Origin of the sequence: Pseudonocardia sp. MH-G8, assembly GCF_002262885.1 — a bacterium.
Taxonomy (GTDB): Bacteria; Actinomycetota; Actinomycetes; order Mycobacteriales; family Pseudonocardiaceae; genus Pseudonocardia.
In genome coordinates this window covers 202,435-217,890 of record NZ_NKYF01000008.1, presented here as the reverse complement: position 1 = coordinate 217,890, position 15,456 = coordinate 202,435, and the positions used below count along the sequence as shown (strand labels likewise).

The window sequence follows — 15,456 nt, the reverse complement described above, 5'->3', positions numbered from 1 at the left end:
CTGTCCCAGGCGCCAAAAACTGCAGTATGGCTCCAAGGTGCGGTCTTCGGTGGCTACAGCGCTTTGAGCTCCTCCGTCACTTCGCTCACGCTCTTCTTCGCGTCGCCGAAGAGCATCGACGTGTTGTCCGCGTAGAAGAGCGGGTTGTCGATGCCGGCGAAGCCGCTGCTCATCGAGCGCTTGAGCACGATGACGTTGCGGCTCTCGTCCACGTTGAGGATCGGCATCCCGTGGATCGGCGAGCTCGGGTCGGTGCGGGCCGCCGGGTTCGTGACGTCGTTCGCCCCGATCACCAGCGTGACGTCGGTGCGGGCGAACTCGCCGTTGATGTCGTCCATCTCCTTGAGCGCGTCGTAGGAGACGTCGGCCTCGGCCAGCAGCACGTTCATGTGCCCCGGCATCCGCCCGGCCACCGGGTGGATGGCGTACTTGACCTCCACGCCCTTGGACTCGAGCAGCTTCGCCATGTCCTTGACGGCGTGCTGCGCCTGCGCGACCGCCATCCCGTAACCGGGCACGACGATCACCTGCGACGCGTAGGCCATCTGGATCGCCGCGTCGGCCGCGGACATCGACTTGACGGTGCGCTCGACGCCGTCGTCCGTGCCGGGCACAGTGGCGGTGCCGCCGAAGCCGCCGGCCACGATCGCCGGGATCGAGCGGTTCATCGCCTTGGCCATCAGGTTGGTCAGGATCGAACCGGACGCGCCGACGATCATGCCGGCGACGATCATCGCGGTGTTGTCGAGCGCGAGGCCCGCCGCCGCGGCCGACAACCCGGTCAACGCGTTGAGCAGCGAGATCACCACGGGCATGTCGGCGCCGCCGATCGGCAGCACCACCAGCACGCCGAGCACCGCGGCCAGCACCAGCAGGCCGATGATCCAGATCTGCGGCGCTCCGCCCAGCCCGGCCACCACGGCGCACGCGACCGCACCCAGCAGCAGCAGGCCGTTGACCGGCTGCTGCGCCTTCCCGAGCCCGATCGGACGGCCGGGCAGGATCTCCTGCAGCTTGCCGAACGCGATCAGCGAACCCCAGAACGAGATCGAGCCGATGATCGCCGCGAAGAGGGACGCCACGACGACGTGCCCCGGCTCCGTGGAGAACCCCCCGGTGCTGCGGAACTCCGACCACGCGATCAGCGCCACCGCGCCGCCACCGACGCCGTTGAACAGCGCCACCATCTGCGGCATCGCCGTCATCTTCACCTGACGCGCGGACGGCACACCCAATGCCGTACCGATCACCAACCCGACGATGATCAGCAGCCAGTTGTGCTCGACCTGCAGCAACGTGGCGACCACGGCGAGCGCCATGCCGGCCGCCGCGATGAGGTTGCCGCGCACCGCCGTCTTCGGGCCGGTGAGACCCATGAGGCCGTAGATGAACATCGCGAACGCGATGATGTAGAGGATCGGGACCAGGACGTCCATCACGAGCCCTTCCCGTTCGACGCGATCTTCTCGGCGGGCGGCGACTGCGGCTTGGCCTTGAACATCGCCAGCATGCGGTCGGTGACGAGGAAGCCGCCGATCACGTTGATCATGCCGAACACGATGGCGACGACCAGGATGATCGCGTCGACCACCGACGGGTTCTCCAGGTGCCCGAGCACGATCAGCCCACCGAGCAGCACGATCCCGTGGATCGCGTTGGTGCCCGACATCAGCGGGGTGTGCAGGGTGTTGGGCACCTTCGAGATCACGGCGAAGCCGACGAAGCCGGCCAGCACCAGGATCGCGAGGTTCGCCAGCAGACCGGTCTCCATCACTTCTCCCCTCGGGTGACGCACGACTTCGCGAGCACCTCGTCGTCCCAGTCCGGGGCGAGCGCGCCCGACTCGTCGAGCATCAGCTCCAGCAGCGCCGACACGTTCCGCGCGTACAGCTCCGACGCGTGCTCCGGCATCGTGGCCGCAAGGTTCAGCGGCGCCGCGATCGTGACGTCGTGCTTGACGACGACCTCGCCCGGCTCGGTGAGCTCGCAGTTGCCGCCGCTCTCCCCGGCCATGTCGACGACCACGCTCCCGGCCCGCATGCCCTCCACCGCCGCCGCGGTGACGAGCGTCGGCGCCGTGCGGCCCGGCACGTTCGCCGTGGTGATGACGACGTCGAAGCCGGTGATCGCTTCCTCGAGGCGCTTCTGCTGCTCGGCGCGCTCGTCGGCGGTCAGCTCACGCGCGTAGCCGCCCTCGCCGACGGCCTCGATGCCGAGATCGAGCCACTGCGCACCGAGCGAGCGCACCTGGTCGGCCACCTCGGGTCGCACGTCGTAGCCGGTGGTGCGGGCGCCGAGCCGCTTCGCCGTGGCGAGGGCCTGCAGCCCCGCCACCCCGACCCCCAGGATCAGGGCCTGAGCGGGCTTCACCGTTCCCGCAGCGGTCGTCAGCATCGGGAAGAACCGCGTGGACCGCTCCGCTGCCAGCAGCACCGCCTTGTAACCGGCGACGTTGGCCTGCGACGACAGCGCGTCCATCGACTGGGCACGGGAGATCCGGGGCACGGCCTCCATCGCGAAGCCCTGCACACCCGCCTCGCGCAGTGCCGCGACCGTGTCGGGAGACGTGAGCGGGGCGAGGAAGCCGATCAGGGTGGCGCCGCTGCGCAGCCGGCCGATCTGCTCGCTCGTCGGCGGCGTCACCGTCACGACCACGTCGCAGCCCCACGGATCCCCGACCGTGGCGCCCGCGTTCGTGAACAGCGCGTCCGGGATCAAGGCCCCGTCGCCGGCCCCGGCCTCGACCACGACCTCCACGCCCCGCGACCGGAGTTTCTCGACGACCTTGGGCACCAGGGCGACACGGCGCTCTCCAGCGGCAGACTCGCGCGGCACCCCGACGGCCGTCCGCCGCGGTACTGTGGATTCTGTATTCACAAGACCGGACTCTAGCCCAGCAAGCGCCCACTGAGGCGACGAGTGTGACGCGGGCGTGAATCGGGACCGATCCAGGCGCGCGGAGCCGGGGTCAGAGCGGGAGCGTCAGGATCCGCGGGCCGTCCTCCATGATCGCCACACTGTGCTCCCAGTGCACCGCACGGCTGCCGTCGGCCGTGACCACGGTCCAGCCGTCCTCGAGCTCACGGGTCTCCGGGTCGCCCGCAGTGAGCATCGGCTCCACGGCCAGCGCCATCCCCGGAACCAGCCTCGGGCCCTGGCCCGGCTCGCCGAAGTTGGGGAGGAACGGATCCATGTGCATCGAGGTACCGATGCCGTGCCCGCCGTACTCGGCCACGATGCCGTACTCCACGCCGTCCTGCTCACCGGCCGCCTCGCAGGCCCGCTGCACGGCGTGGGAGATGTCGGAGAGCCGGCCACCGGCCTGCACTGCGGCGATCCCGGCGTGCAGCGCCGCCTCGCACGCCGCCGACAACGCGAGATCCGCGGCGGACACGGATCCGACCGGGATCGTGACCGCGGCGTCGCCGTGCCACCCCTCGAGGATCGCGCCGCAGTCGACCGAGATCAGGTCGCCGTCGGCCAGGACGTGGGCGGCGTTCGGGATGCCGTGCACGATCTGCTCGTTCACCGATGCGCAGATCGAGGCCGGGTAGCCGTGGTAGCCGAGGAACGAGGGCACCGCTCCCGCCTCCCGGATGGTCTGCTCGGCGACCGCGTCCAGGTCGGCGGTGCTGACGCCCGGCCGCGTCTCCTTGATGACGGCCGCCAGCGTGCGCGCCACCAGGCCGCCCGCGGCGCGCATCGCCTCGAGCTCGCCCGGCGTCTTCAGCTCGATGTCCCGCCCGCGCCACCGGGCGATGATCCCGCGCACGCCCCCGCGCCCCCCGGTCATCGCACGGCCTCGCTGCGCTCGGCCGGCGCTTCCCGCAAGGGCTGTGACATTGATTCGCTCGCAAGCTCGCTCATCGCGACCGGAGCGCGTCGGCCACGCGGTCGGTGATCTGCTCCACGGACCCGACGGCGTCGATCGTGATCAGCCGGTCGCCGTAGTGCGCGAGCAGCGGGGCGGTCTCGTCGCGGTAGACCTGCTGGCGCCGCCGGATGACGTCCTCGGTGTCGTCGTTGCGGCCGCGGCCGAGGAGCCGCTGCACCAGCTCCTCCTCCGGCACCTGGAACTCGACGACCGAGTCGATGGCCTCCCCGCGCTCGGTGAGCAGCTGCTCGAGCGACGAGGCCTGGCTCAGGTTGCGCGGGAAGCCGTCGAGGATGAAGCCCTTGCCGGCGTCGTCCTCGGCGAGGCGCTCACGCACCATGGCGACCGTGACCGCGTCCGGAACGAGGTCACCGGCGTCCATGTACCGCTTGGCCTCGAGCCCGAGCGGCGTCTCCGCACCCGACTGGAGGTTGGCACGGAACAGGTCACCCGTGGAGATGTGGGGAATGTCCAGACGCTCCGCGAGACGCACCGCCTGGGTGCCCTTGCCCGCGCCTGGTGGACCGACCAGAACGAGACGCACGCGACACCGACCTCCTGAACTCGACACCCGAACCGAACACGACCGACCGATCCCAGAACGCTAACGCAGGAAGCCGTCGTACTTGCGCTGCATGAGCTGGCTCTCGATCTGTTTGACGGTGTCGAGGCCCACACCAACCATGATCAGCACGGCTGTGCCCCCGAAGGGGAAGTTCTGGTTCTGGCCCGAGCCGGTGATGCCGAGGAAGAAGTTCGGCAGCACGGCGACGATGCCGAGGTACAGCGAGCCGGGGAGCGTGATGCGCGAGAGGACGAACTGCAGGTACTCGGCGGTGGGCCGACCGGGCCGGATGCCCGGGATGAAGCCCCCGAACTTCTTCATCTCGTCGGCACGTTCCTCGGGGTTGAACGTGATGCCGACGTAGAAGTACGTGAAGAAAATGATCAGCGCGATGTACAGGAGAATGTGCACCCAGCTCGACTGGTCGACCAGATAGGTCTGCACGAACTGCTGGAAGCCGCCGCCACTGGTGCCGGCGAGCCGCGAGACGAGGTCCGGCAGGTACAGCAACGACGAACCGAAGATCACCGGGATGACGCCGGCCTGGTTGACCTTCAGCGGCAGGTAGGTGGACGTGCCGCCGTACATGCGACGACCCACCATGCGCTTCGCGTACTGCACCGGGATGCGGCGCTGGCCCTGCTCGACGAACACGACGCTCGCGATGATGGCCAGCCCGAAGAAGCAGATGCCGGCGAAGACGAGCCCGCCCTGCTGGAGGATGTTGGCGCCCTCGGCCGGGATGCGCGCCGCGATCGAGGCGAAGATCAGCAGCGACATGCCGTTGCCGATGCCGCGCTCGGTGACCTGCTCGCCCAGCCACATGATGATCGCCGTGCCCGCCGTCATCACGATGACGATGACCGACAGCTGCCAGATCGTGGATTCGGGGATCACCGGCAGGGAGCAGTTCGCGAACAGCTGGCCGCGATCGGCGAGCGCGACGATGCCGGTGGCCTGCAGGATGGCGAGCGCGATCGTGAGGTAGCGGGTGTACTGGGTCAGCTTGTTCTGACCCGACTGCCCTTCCTTCTTCAGCTGCTCGAACCGCGGGATGACAACGGTGAGCAGCTGGACGATGATGCTCGCCGTGATGTAGGGCATGATGCCCAAGGCGAAGATCGACAGCTGGAGGAGCGCGCCGCCGGAGAACAGGTTGATCAGCGAGTAGACGCTCGAGTTGTCACTCTGCTCCACCTGATCCAGGCACTGCTGGATGTTCGGGTAGGAGACACCGGGCGACGGGATCATCGCCCCGAGCCGGTATACCGCCACGATGCCGAGCGTGAAGAGGATCTTCTTCCGCAGGTCCGGCGTGGTCAGTGCCGATCGCAAAGCGCTGAGCACTCGGTGATCCTCCTGTACTGGTGGCCCGGTCCACTCCGAACCCGTTGGTCGCGAGCGGACGCGACGCCCGCCCGGCGGTCACCTGACGGCAACGGGATCCGGGCGGAACCGACTCTAACAGCGGCCCTCCGACCCGCACGGCACGGACCGGCGTGGACACACGCCGGTCCGCACCGAACGGACAGGGCCTACTAGAGCTCCGTGACCGTGCCGCCGGCGGCCGTGATCTTGTCACGGGCACTGCCGGAGAACGCGTGCGCGGTGACGGTGAGCGTGACACCGTCCAGGTCGCCGGTGCCGAGCACCTTGACGAGCTGGTTGCGCCGGACCGCGCCGGCCGCGACCAGGTCGTCCGGGCCCACCGTGCCACCCTGCGGGAACAGCTGGGCGAGGTCGCCCACGTTCACCACCTGGTACTCCACACGGAACCGGTTCTTGAAGCCCTTGAGCTTCGGAAGCCGCATGTGCAGCGGCATCTGGCCACCCTCGAAGGCGGGCGAGACCGTCTTGCGAGCCTTCGTTCCCTTGGTGCCGCGCCCGGCGGTCTTGCCGCGCTTGCCGCCCTCACCGCGTCCGACGCGGGTCTTGGCGGTCTTGGAGCCCGGCGCGGGGCGAAGGTGGTGGATCTTGATCGTGGGCTCGGTCATGATGAGCTCACCTCCTCGACCGTCACCAGGTGGCGAACGGTCTTGATCATCCCGCGGATCTGCGGGTTGTCGTCCCGCTCGACCTGCTGGCGGATCTTGCGCAACCCGAGCGAGAGCAGGGTGGCGCGCTGGTTCTGCTTGCAGCCGATGGTGCTGCGGACCTGCGTGATGACGAGCTTGGCCATCACGACCTCGCACCCTGGGCCGCGGCCGCCCGGGCACGCAGCATGTGGGCCGGGGCGACGTCCTCGAGCGGCAGGCCGCGACGGGCCGCCACCTCCTCGGGACGCTGGATCTGCTTCAGCGCGTCCACCGTGGCGTGCACGATGTTGATCGCGTTGTCGCTGCCCAGCGACTTCGAGAGGATGTCGTGGATGCCGGCGCACTCCAGCACGGCGCGCACCGGACCGCCGGCGATGACACCGGTACCGGGGCTCGCCGGGCGCAGCAGCACGACGCCGGCAGCGGCCTCGCCCTGCACGCGGTGCACGATCGTGCCGCCGATGCGGGGGATGCGGAAGAAGTTCTTCTTCGCCTCCTCCACGCCCTTGGCGATCGCGGCCGGCACCTCCTTGGCCTTGCCGTAGCCGACACCGACCATGCCGTCGCCGTCGCCGACGATCATCAGCGCGGTGAAGCTGAAGCGCCGGCCGCCCTTGACGACCTTGGCCACGCGGTTGATCGTGACCAGTCGCTCGATGTACGGGGTCTTGTCCTGGGCCGCCCCGCCACGGCCTCCGTCCCGGCGGTCCCGGCGGTCGCGGTTGTCGCCGCTGCCCCCGGGGCCTCCGCCGTCACGCCGTGCGCGTCCCGGCATCAGACGTTCCCTTCAGTACTCGTGGTCCGACCCTGAGAGCAGGTCGTCCGTTCGGTGATCATCAGAACTCCAGCCCACCTTCGCGGGCGGCGTCGGCAAGCGCCGCGATGCGACCGTGGTAGTCGTAGCCACCCCGGTCGAAGACCACGGCGGTGACGCCGGCCTCGCGGCCACGGGCGGCGAGCAACTCGCCGACCTTCGCCGCGCGGGCCTTCTTGTCGCCGTCCAGCGCGCGGACGTCGGCCTCGAGCGTCGAGGCCGCCGCAAGGGTGCGGCCCGCGACGTCGTCGACGAGCTGCACCACGATGTTGCGGGCGCTGCGGTGGACTGCGAGGCGCGGCCGCTCGGCACTGCCGATGACCTTCTTGCGCAGCCGGGTGTGCCGACGGGAGCGTGCGGCACGGCGCTTGGCCGACACCTGGGAAGCAGTGCGCTTCCGGGCGTTGGCGGAAATCGTCTCGGCCATGATCACTTACCCGTCTTTCCGACCTTGCGACGGACGTTCTCGCCCGCGTACCGCACACCCTTGCCCTTGTACGGCTCGGGCTTGCGGATCTTGCGGATGTTCGCCGCGGTCTCGCCGACCAGCTGCTTCTCGATGCCGCTCACCGAGAACCGGGTGGGCGACTCCACCGCGAAGGTGATGCCCTCCGGCGGCTCGATGACCACCGGGTGGCTGAAGCCCAGCGCGAACTCGAGGTTCGAACCCTTCAGCGCGACGCGGTAACCGACGCCGTGGATCTCCAGCCGCTTCTCGTAGCCGGAGGTCACGCCGACGACCAGGTTGTTGACGAGCGTGCGCGACAGACCGTGGTAGGCCTTGCTCTTGCGCTCGTCGTCCGGACGGTTCACGACGATGCTGCCGTCGTCCCCGCGCTCGACCGTGATCGGTTCGATCACGGTGTGCGACAGGGTGCCCTTCGGACCCTTGACGACCACTGTGCGACCGTCGATGGTGACGTCCACCCCGGACGGCACGGTGACGGGAAGCTTCCCGATACGGGACATGTCTCCTACCCCCTCACCAGACGTAGGCGAGGACTTCCCCGCCCACGCCGTTCTTCTTGGCCTGCTGATCGGTCTGCAGACCGCTCGACGTCGAGATGATCGCGACGCCGAGGCCACCGAGGACCCGGGGCAGGTTCGTGTTCTTGGCGTACACCCGCAGGCCGGGCTTCGAGACTCGTCGCAGACCGGCGATGCTGCGCTCACGGTTGCGCCCGTACTTCAGCTCGACGACCAGGGACTGGCCGACGGTGGCGTCCTCGACGTGGTGCGCGGCGATGTAGCCCTCCTTCTGGAGGATCTCCGCGATCGCCACCTTCAGCTTGGAGTGCGGCATGACCACCTGGTCGTGGTAGGCCGAATTGGCGTTGCGCAGACGCGTGAGCATGTCTGCGATGGGGTCGGTCATCGTCATGTGACGTCACTGCTTTCCCACCGTGGTTCCCCTCGCGGGGCCTGCAGTGTTCAGAGGGGGTGGCTTACCAGCTGCTCTTGTGGACGCCCGGCAGCTGACCGGCGTGCGCCATCTCGCGCACGCAGATCCGGCAGAGACCGAACTTGCGCAGGACGGCGCGCGGCCGCCCGCACTTCTGGCAGCGGGTGTACCCGCGGACCGCAAACTTCGGCTTGCTCGCGGCCTTGATTCTCAGAGCCTTCTTGGCCATCTCACGCCTCCTTGAACGGGAAACCGAGCTTGCGCAGCAGCGCCCGGCCTTCCTCGTCGTTCGTGGCCGTGGTGACGACCGTGATATCCATGCCGCGAGGCCGGTCGATCGTGTCCGGGTCGATCTCGTGGAACATCGACTGCTCGGTCAACCCGAAGGTGTAGTTGCCCCGGCCGTCGAACTGCGTGGGCGCGAGCCCGCGGAAGTCGCGGATGCGGGGCAGCGCGATCGTCAGCAGACGGTCGAGGAACTCCCACATGCGGTCGCCGCGCAGGGTCACCTTCGCCCCGATGGGCATGCCCTCGCGCAGCTTGAACTGGGCGATGGACTTGGTGGCCCGGCGGACCTGCGGCTTCTGGCCGGTGATCGTGGCCAGGTCGCGCACGGCGCCGTCGATCAGCTTGCCGTCGCGGGCGGCGTCGCCGACGCCCATGTTGACGACGACCTTCACGACGCCGGGGACCTGCATGACGTTGGCGAAGGAGAACTGCTCACGCAGCTCGCCCTTGATCTCGTCGGCGTAGCGCTGCTTGAGGCGGGGCGCGACGCGCTCGGCAGCCACATCGGTGGGTGCGGTCATTACAGCTCCTTCCCGGAACGCCGGGAGATCCGGACGCGCTTGCCCTCGTCCGTGACCTTCTTGCCGACGCGCGTGGGCTTGCCGTCGCCGTCGACCAGCATCACGTTCGAGACGTGGATGGCGGCCTCGGTGGTGACGATCCCGCCGGACTGCGCACCGCGCTGGTTCTGCGTGACCCGGGTGTGCTTCTTGATCCGGTTCACGCCCTCGACCAGAACACGGTCCTTGTCCGGGTAGGACTGGATGACCTTGCCCTTGGCGCCCTTGTCCTTGCCGGCGATCACCTGCACGGTGTCGCCCTTCTTGATCTTCATGTCAGAGCACCTCCGGGGCGAGGGAGATGATCCGCATGAACCGCTTGTCGCGCAGCTCACGACCGACCGGGCCGAAGATGCGGGTCCCTCGCGGCTCGTTGTTGTCCCGGATCAGCACAGCCGCGTTCTCGTCGAACCGGATGTAGCTGCCGTCCGGGCGCCGCCGCTCCTTGACGGTGCGCACGATGACGGCCTTGACCACGTCACCGCGCTTCACCCCGGCGGCCGGGATCGCGTCCTTCACCGTGGCGACGATGATGTCGCCGATGCCTGCGTACCGGCGTCCCGAGCCACCCAGCACCCGGATGCACAGGATCTCCTTGGCACCGGTGTTGTCGGCGACACGCAGCCGCGACTCCTGCTGGATCACTTCGCCTTCTCCACGATCTCCACCAGCCGCCACCGCTTGGTGGCAGACAGCGGGCGGGTCTCCATCAGCCGGACGCGGTCACCGACGCCGGCCGTGTTGGCCTCGTCGTGCGCCTTCACCTTGCTCGTCCGGCGGATGACCTTGCCGTACATGCGGTGCTTCACGCGGTCCTCGAGAGTGACCACGATCGTCTTGTCCATCTTGTCGGAGACGACGAGGCCCTCACGGACCTTGCGCTCCGCACGCTCCACCGTCTTCGGCGGCGTGTTACCCGTCTCGCTCATGCCGCGCCCTCGTCACTCTCATCGGGGGCGGCCGAGAGGCCCAGCTCGCGCTCACGCATGATCGTGTAGATCCGCGCGATGTCGTGCCGGACGGTACGCAGCCGCCGGTTGTTGTCCATCTGCCCGGTGGCCATCTGGAACCGGAGGTTGAACAGCTCCTCCTTGGCCTCCCGCACGCGGAGCACGAGCTCCTCGTCGGAGAGCTCACGCAGCTCGGCGGCGTTCGTCGTCGACGCGGCCATCAGATGTCACCACCCTCACGGGTCACGATCCGGCACTTCATCGGCAGCTTGTGGATCGCGCGGCGCAGTGCCTCGCGGGCCGTCTGCTCGTTCGGGTAGCTCATCTCGAACAGAACCCGGCCGGGCTTGATGTTGGCCACCCACTTCTCCGGCGAGCCCTTGCCGGAACCCATGCGGGTCTCGGCCGGCTTCTTCGTCAGGGGGCGGTCCGGGAACACGTTGATCCAGACCTTGCCGCCACGACGGATGTGCCGGTTGATGGCGATACGGGCGGACTCGATCTGCCGGTTGGTGATGTAGGCAGGCTCGAGCGCCTGGATCCCGAAGTCACCGAACGACACGCGAGTGCCGCCGGTGGCCAGGCCGGTGCGGTGCGGGCGGTGCTGCTTGCGGTGCTTGACCTTGCGGGGGATCAGCATGGCTCAGCTCCCCCCACCCTGCTCGGGCTCCGCCGTGGCGGTGGCGGTGCCGGTGGCGGTGGCCGTGCCGATGGACTGCTCGGCTGCGGCGCGGCCGGCCTCGGTGCCGCCCGAACCCGTGGTGCCCGAGGCACCCGAGCGGCGCCGCTGCGGGCGCTCCCGGCGGGGACGGTCGGGAGCCGCAGCGGCAGGAGCGCCTTCACGGCGTCCGCCGACCACGTCGCCCTTGTAGATCCACACCTTCACGCCGATACGGCCGAACGTGGTGCGGGCCTCGAACAGGCCGTAGTCGATGTCGGCGCGCAGCGTGTGCAGCGGCACCCGACCCTCGCGGTAGAACTCCGAGCGCGACATCTCGGCGCCACCCAGGCGGCCCGAGCACTGCACGCGGATGCCCTTCACCTGCGGCGAGCGCATGGCCGACTGCATGGCCTTGCGCATCGCGCGGCGGAAGGCCACACGGTTGGACAGCTGCTCGGCCACGCCCTGCGCGACGAGCTGCGCGTCCGACTCGGAGTTCTTGACCTCGAGGATGTTGAGCTGGACCTGCTTCTTGGTCAGCTTCTCGAGCTGGCCGCGAATGCGGTCGGCCTCGGCGCCACGGCGGCCGATCACGATGCCCGGACGGGCCGTGTGGATGTCCACACGCACGCGGTCCCGGGTGCGCTCGATCTCGACCTTGGAGATGCCGGCCCGCTCCATGCCCTTGGAGAGCATGCGGCGGATCTCGACGTCCTCCTTGACGTACTCGGCGTACTGCTTGTCGGCGTACCAGCGCGACTTCCAGTCGGTGGTGATCCCGAGCCGGAAGCCGTGCGGGTTGATCTTCTGACCCATTACCGGGCCCTCCCCTTCGCACCGCGAGCGCCCCTGCCGGCCTTCTTCGCATCCGGCTGGGACTCGACCTCGACGGTGATGTGGCTCGTGCGCTTGCGGATCCGGTACGCGCGGCCCTGGGCCCGCGGTCGGATGCGCTTGAGCGTCGGGCCCTCGTCGGCGTAGGCCGCGGCCACCACGAGGGTGTCGCGATCCAGGTCGAGGTTGTTCTCCGCGTTGGCCGCAGCGCTCGCCACGACCTTGAACAGCGGCTCCGCCGCGGCCTGCGGCGAGAACCGCAGGATGTCCAGAGCCTCCTGCACCGACCGGTCCTTGATCAGCGCAACGACGCGCCGAACCTTGGTCGGCGACATGTGCACGTACCGCGCCACCGCACGCGCTCGAGCTGGCTCGAGCGCGGCAGGGCTCTGGCTGGTTGTCTCAGCCATGTCTCTCCACCCTTCCTAGTCGCTACTCGGTTGCCAGCTCAGCGCCTACGCGCCTTGCGGTCGTCCTTGATGTGGCCCCGGAAGGTCCGCGTGGGTGCGAACTCCCCCAGCTTGTGGCCCACCATCGAGTCCGACACGAAGACCGGCACGTGCTTGCGGCCGTCGTGCACCGCAATCGTGTGGCCGATCATGTCGGGGATGATCGTGGACCGACGGGACCAGGTCCTGATGACGGTCTTCTTGCCCGACTCGTTGAGGACGTCCACCTTCTTGAGCAGGTGGTCATCCACGAACGGGCCCTTCTTCAGGCTGCGCGGCATCTTTTACCTCCCTGCTCAGCGCTTCTTGCCGGTGCGACGCCGGCGGACGATCAACTTGTCGGACGGCTTGGTGCGGCGGGTGCGCCCCTCGGGCTTGCCCGCGGGGTTGACCGGGTGGCGACCACCGGAGGTCTTGCCCTCACCACCACCGTGCGGGTGGTCGACCGGGTTCATGGCGACACCGCGGACGGTCGGGCGCTTGCCCTTCCACCGCATGCGGCCCGCCTTACCCCAGTTGATGTTGGAGTGGTCGGCGTTGCCCACCTCGCCGACGGTGGCGCGGCAGCGCACGTCGACGTTGCGGATCTCGCCCGACGGCATGCGCAGCTGCGCGTAGGGGCCGTCCTTGGCCACCAGCTGCACGCCCGAGCCGGCCGACCGCGCGATCTTCGCGCCGCCGCCGGGGCGGAGCTCGATCGCGTGGATCACGGTGCCGGTCGGGATGTTGCGCAGCGGCAGGTTGTTGCCGACCTTGATGTCGGCACGGGGACCGGCCTCCACCTTGTCGCCCTGCTTCAGCCGGGCAGGCGCGAGGATGTAGCGCTTCTCGCCGTCGGCGTAGTGCAGCAGCGCGATGCGGCTGGTGCGGTTCGGGTCGTACTCGATGTGCGCGACGGTGGCCGGAACGCCGTCCTTGTCGTTGCGCCGGAAGTCGATCAGCCGGTAGGCGCGCTTGTGCCCACCGCCCTGGTGCCGGGTGGTGACCCGCCCGTGCACGTTGCGGCCGCCCTTGCTGTGCAGGGGGCGGACCAGCGACTTCTCGGGCGTCGAGCGCGTGATCTCGGCGAAGTCCGAGACGCTCGAACCGCGGCGACCCGGGGTCGTCGGCTTGTACTTACGGATGCCCATATGTGTCGTCAGCCCCTCAGCTCGCCCGGCCGCCGAACACGTCGATCGTCCGGCTCTCCGCGGAGAGCGTGACGATGGCGCGCTTGGTGTCCTTGCGCTTGCCGTAGCCGGTGCGGGCGCGCTTGCGCTTGCCGGGGCGGTTCAGCGTGTTGACGCTGAGCACCTTGACCCCGAACACCTTCTCCACGGCGATCTTGATCTCGGTCTTGTTCGCGTGCGGTGCCACGACGAAGGTGTACTGGCGCTCCTCGAGCAGCCCGTAGCTCTTCTCCGACACCACCGGCGCGAGCAGGACGTCGCGCGGGTCGGGGATCACTTGTCAGCCTCCTTGCGCTGCGACGGCGGGGCCTGGAAACCCGCCGCCTCCGCTGCCTCGGCGGAGGCGAACCACACCTCGGCCTCGGTGCGGGCGTAGAACGAGCTGCCCGGCACGTGATAGAGCATCGAGTCGGCGTTGCCCTTCACGGGGAAGCCCTCGGGCTGCGACCCGTCGGCCAACGGCGCGTGGCTCTGCGGCCCGTGCGGACCCTCGGCCGGCGCGCTCTCGGCCGCCACCTCGCTCTCGCGGGCGATGGCCTTGGCGACCGCCGCCTTCGGCGTGGCGATCGGGCCGGCGAGGAACGCGTCGAGCGCCTCGCGCGTGAAGACCACCGAATCGTTGACCAGCACGTCGTAGGTGTTCAGCTGGTCGGGCGTGATCAGGTGCACCGTCGGCAGGTTGCGCAGCGAGACCCAGCTGGTCTCGTCGTCGCGACCGACCACCACGAGCACACGCAGCGCGACGTCGCCGGTGACGGCCTCGATCGCCTTGCGGGCGGCCTTCGTGGACGGCGTGTCGCCGGTGACCAGCTCGGAGACGACGTGGACCAGCCCGGCACGGGCGCGGTCCGACAGGGCGCCCCGCAGTGCGGCGGCCTTCATCTTCTTCGGGGTCTTCTGGGTGTAGTCGCGCGGCGTGGGGCCGTGCACGACACCACCGCCGGCGAACTGCGGGGCGCGCGTGGAGCCCTGGCGCGCCCGGCCGGTGCCCTTCTGGCGGTACGGCTTCTTGCCGCCGCCGCGGACCTCGCCGCGCGTCTTCGTGTCGTGCGTGCCCTGGCGGGCCGCGGCCTGCTGGGCCACGACCACCTGGTGCATCAACGGCACGTTGGCCGTGACGTCGAAGACGTGCGCGGGCAGCTCGACCGAGCCGCCCTTCTTCCCCTCGGGGGACAGGACATCGACCTTGCTCACTGCACACCACCCTTCGCAGCCGTCTTCACCAGCAGCAGGCCTCCACGCGGACCGGGGACGGCGCCCTTGATCAGCAGCAGGCCGTTGTCGGAGTCGACGCGGTGCACCTTGAGGCCCTGCGTGGTGGTGCGCACGTTGCCCATGCGCCCAGCCATCCGCACGCCCTTGAACACCCGGCCAGGGGTGGCACAGCCACCGATGGAACCCGGCGAGCGGTGCTTGCGCTGCGTGCCGTGGCTGGCACCGAGGCCGTGGAAACCGTGGCGCTTCATGACGCCCGCGGTGCCCTTGCCCTTGCTCGTGCCCACGACGTCGACGACCGCGCCCGCGTCGAACACCTCGGCGCTGACCTCCTGGCCGACGGTGTACTCGCCGGCGTCGGACGTGCGCAGCTCGACCAGGTGCCGGCGCGGCGTGGCGCCGGCCTTGGCGAAGTGCCCTGTGCGCGGCTTGTTCACCTTGCGCGGGTCGATCGCGCCGTAGGCGAGCTGCACCGCCCTGTAGCCATCGGTCTCCGGCGTGCGGACCTGCGTCACCACGTTCGGGCCCACCTGGACCACGGTGACCGGGACCACCCGGTTGTTCTCGTCGAAGACCTGGGTCATCCCGAGCTTCGTGCCCAGGATTCCGGTGATCTTTGATTCCGTCATCGGTCCAAGC

At 69.2% G+C, this 15,456-nt stretch carries 25 protein-coding genes and 1 pseudogene; all 26 read right to left on the bottom strand.

Annotated elements, in window-relative coordinates:
* Window positions 1-53: 53 nt before the first annotated feature.
* The gene (locus tag CFP66_RS20620; RefSeq protein WP_094926728.1) at window positions 54-1,436 is read right to left on the bottom strand and encodes an NAD(P)(+) transhydrogenase (Re/Si-specific) subunit beta; all 1,383 of its coding nucleotides are present in this window, start codon (window positions 1,434-1,436) and stop codon (window positions 54-56) included.
* Window positions 1,436-1,771 carry an NAD(P) transhydrogenase subunit alpha gene (locus CFP66_RS20615; protein ID WP_094926726.1) on the bottom strand — a complete coding sequence of 112 codons (336 nt, stop codon included), beginning with the start codon at window positions 1,769-1,771 and terminating at the stop codon, window positions 1,436-1,438. Before CFP66_RS20615 ends, CFP66_RS20620 begins: the two co-directional genes overlap by 1 nt.
* Window positions 1,771-2,877 carry a Re/Si-specific NAD(P)(+) transhydrogenase subunit alpha gene (locus tag CFP66_RS20610; protein WP_094926724.1) on the bottom strand — a complete coding sequence of 369 codons (1,107 nt, stop codon included), beginning with the start codon at window positions 2,875-2,877 and terminating at the stop codon, window positions 1,771-1,773. The genes CFP66_RS20615 and CFP66_RS20610 overlap by 1 nt, the downstream gene beginning before the upstream one ends.
* 91 nt (window positions 2,878-2,968) lie before the next feature.
* A complete protein-coding gene (map, locus tag CFP66_RS20605; RefSeq protein WP_094926722.1) occupies window positions 2,969-3,793 on the bottom strand; it encodes a type I methionyl aminopeptidase in 825 nt (274 codons plus the stop codon).
* Between the two features lie 70 nt (window positions 3,794-3,863).
* The gene (locus tag CFP66_RS20600; protein WP_094926720.1) at window positions 3,864-4,418 is read right to left on the bottom strand and encodes an adenylate kinase; all 555 of its coding nucleotides are present in this window, start codon (window positions 4,416-4,418) and stop codon (window positions 3,864-3,866) included.
* 60 nt (window positions 4,419-4,478) lie between these two features.
* Entirely contained in the window at window positions 4,479-5,786 is a 1,308-nt protein-coding gene (gene secY / locus CFP66_RS20595) for a preprotein translocase subunit SecY (protein ID WP_094926718.1), read from the bottom strand.
* Between the two features lie 191 nt (window positions 5,787-5,977).
* Window positions 5,978-6,433 carry a 50S ribosomal protein L15 gene (gene rplO, locus CFP66_RS20590; protein ID WP_094926716.1) on the bottom strand — a complete coding sequence of 152 codons (456 nt, stop codon included), beginning with the start codon at window positions 6,431-6,433 and terminating at the stop codon, window positions 5,978-5,980.
* Window positions 6,430-6,618: a 50S ribosomal protein L30 gene (gene rpmD / locus CFP66_RS20585; protein ID WP_094926714.1), complete on the bottom strand. Its 189-nt coding sequence runs from the start codon at window positions 6,616-6,618 to the stop codon at window positions 6,430-6,432. The genes rplO and rpmD overlap by 4 nt, the downstream gene beginning before the upstream one ends.
* On the bottom strand, window positions 6,618-7,250 hold the full coding sequence (rpsE, locus tag CFP66_RS20580) for a 30S ribosomal protein S5 (RefSeq protein WP_094926712.1): 633 nt from the start codon (window positions 7,248-7,250) through the stop codon (window positions 6,618-6,620). The genes rpmD and rpsE overlap by 1 nt, the downstream gene beginning before the upstream one ends.
* A gap of 61 nt (window positions 7,251-7,311) precedes the next feature.
* Window positions 7,312-7,716 (bottom strand): 50S ribosomal protein L18, encoded by a 405-nt coding sequence (rplR, locus tag CFP66_RS20575; RefSeq protein WP_198961566.1) that lies wholly within the window; start codon window positions 7,714-7,716, stop codon window positions 7,312-7,314.
* A 2-nt stretch (window positions 7,717-7,718) separates the two neighbouring features.
* Complete coding sequence (rplF, locus tag CFP66_RS20570; RefSeq protein WP_094926708.1) at window positions 7,719-8,258, bottom strand: 50S ribosomal protein L6; 540 nt, start codon at window positions 8,256-8,258, stop codon at window positions 7,719-7,721.
* A gap of 13 nt (window positions 8,259-8,271) precedes the next feature.
* Window positions 8,272-8,670 (bottom strand): 30S ribosomal protein S8, encoded by a 399-nt coding sequence (rpsH, locus tag CFP66_RS20565; RefSeq protein WP_094926706.1) that lies wholly within the window; start codon window positions 8,668-8,670, stop codon window positions 8,272-8,274.
* A gap of 64 nt (window positions 8,671-8,734) precedes the next feature.
* Window positions 8,735-8,920: a type Z 30S ribosomal protein S14 gene (locus CFP66_RS20560; protein ID WP_094926704.1), complete on the bottom strand. Its 186-nt coding sequence runs from the start codon at window positions 8,918-8,920 to the stop codon at window positions 8,735-8,737.
* A gap of 1 nt (window position 8,921) precedes the next feature.
* Entirely contained in the window at window positions 8,922-9,500 is a 579-nt protein-coding gene (gene rplE / locus CFP66_RS20555) for a 50S ribosomal protein L5 (protein WP_094926702.1), read from the bottom strand.
* Window positions 9,500-9,814: a 50S ribosomal protein L24 gene (gene rplX, locus CFP66_RS20550; protein ID WP_094926700.1), complete on the bottom strand. Its 315-nt coding sequence runs from the start codon at window positions 9,812-9,814 to the stop codon at window positions 9,500-9,502. The genes rplE and rplX overlap by 1 nt, the downstream gene beginning before the upstream one ends.
* Before the next feature lies 1 nt (window position 9,815).
* Window positions 9,816-10,184 (bottom strand): 50S ribosomal protein L14, encoded by a 369-nt coding sequence (rplN, locus tag CFP66_RS20545; RefSeq protein ID WP_094926698.1) that lies wholly within the window; start codon window positions 10,182-10,184, stop codon window positions 9,816-9,818.
* Complete coding sequence (gene rpsQ / locus CFP66_RS20540) at window positions 10,181-10,468, bottom strand: 30S ribosomal protein S17 (protein ID WP_094926696.1); 288 nt, start codon at window positions 10,466-10,468, stop codon at window positions 10,181-10,183. The genes rplN and rpsQ overlap by 4 nt, the downstream gene beginning before the upstream one ends.
* Window positions 10,465-10,710, bottom strand: a complete 246-nt coding sequence (gene rpmC, locus CFP66_RS20535; RefSeq protein ID WP_094926694.1) for a 50S ribosomal protein L29 — start codon at window positions 10,708-10,710, stop codon at window positions 10,465-10,467. Before rpmC ends, rpsQ begins: the two co-directional genes overlap by 4 nt.
* On the bottom strand, window positions 10,710-11,129 hold the full coding sequence (gene rplP, locus CFP66_RS20530) for a 50S ribosomal protein L16 (RefSeq protein ID WP_094926692.1): 420 nt from the start codon (window positions 11,127-11,129) through the stop codon (window positions 10,710-10,712). Before rplP ends, rpmC begins: the two co-directional genes overlap by 1 nt.
* Window positions 11,130-11,132: 3 nt before the next feature.
* Complete coding sequence (gene rpsC, locus CFP66_RS20525; RefSeq protein ID WP_094926690.1) at window positions 11,133-11,966, bottom strand: 30S ribosomal protein S3; 834 nt, start codon at window positions 11,964-11,966, stop codon at window positions 11,133-11,135.
* Window positions 11,966-12,394, bottom strand: coding sequence for a 50S ribosomal protein L22 (rplV, locus tag CFP66_RS20520; protein ID WP_094926688.1), 429 nt, complete (start codon window positions 12,392-12,394; stop codon window positions 11,966-11,968). The genes rpsC and rplV overlap by 1 nt, the downstream gene beginning before the upstream one ends.
* 38 nt (window positions 12,395-12,432) lie before the next feature.
* The gene (rpsS, locus tag CFP66_RS20515; protein WP_062397841.1) at window positions 12,433-12,714 is read right to left on the bottom strand and encodes a 30S ribosomal protein S19; all 282 of its coding nucleotides are present in this window, start codon (window positions 12,712-12,714) and stop codon (window positions 12,433-12,435) included.
* Window positions 12,715-12,729: 15 nt separating this feature from the next.
* A complete protein-coding gene (gene rplB, locus CFP66_RS20510) occupies window positions 12,730-13,563 on the bottom strand; it encodes a 50S ribosomal protein L2 (RefSeq protein WP_094926686.1) in 834 nt (277 codons plus the stop codon).
* 16 nt (window positions 13,564-13,579) lie between these two features.
* Complete coding sequence (gene rplW, locus CFP66_RS20505; protein ID WP_094926684.1) at window positions 13,580-13,879, bottom strand: 50S ribosomal protein L23; 300 nt, start codon at window positions 13,877-13,879, stop codon at window positions 13,580-13,582.
* A gap of 236 nt (window positions 13,880-14,115) precedes the next feature.
* Window positions 14,116-14,796: pseudogene (rplD, locus tag CFP66_RS20500) on the bottom strand (50S ribosomal protein L4); the annotation flags it as partial.
* The gene (rplC, locus tag CFP66_RS20495; protein WP_094926680.1) at window positions 14,793-15,446 is read right to left on the bottom strand and encodes a 50S ribosomal protein L3; all 654 of its coding nucleotides are present in this window, start codon (window positions 15,444-15,446) and stop codon (window positions 14,793-14,795) included. The pseudogene rplD and the gene rplC, both read right to left, overlap by 4 nt.
* Between the last annotated feature and the right edge of the window lie 10 nt (window positions 15,447-15,456).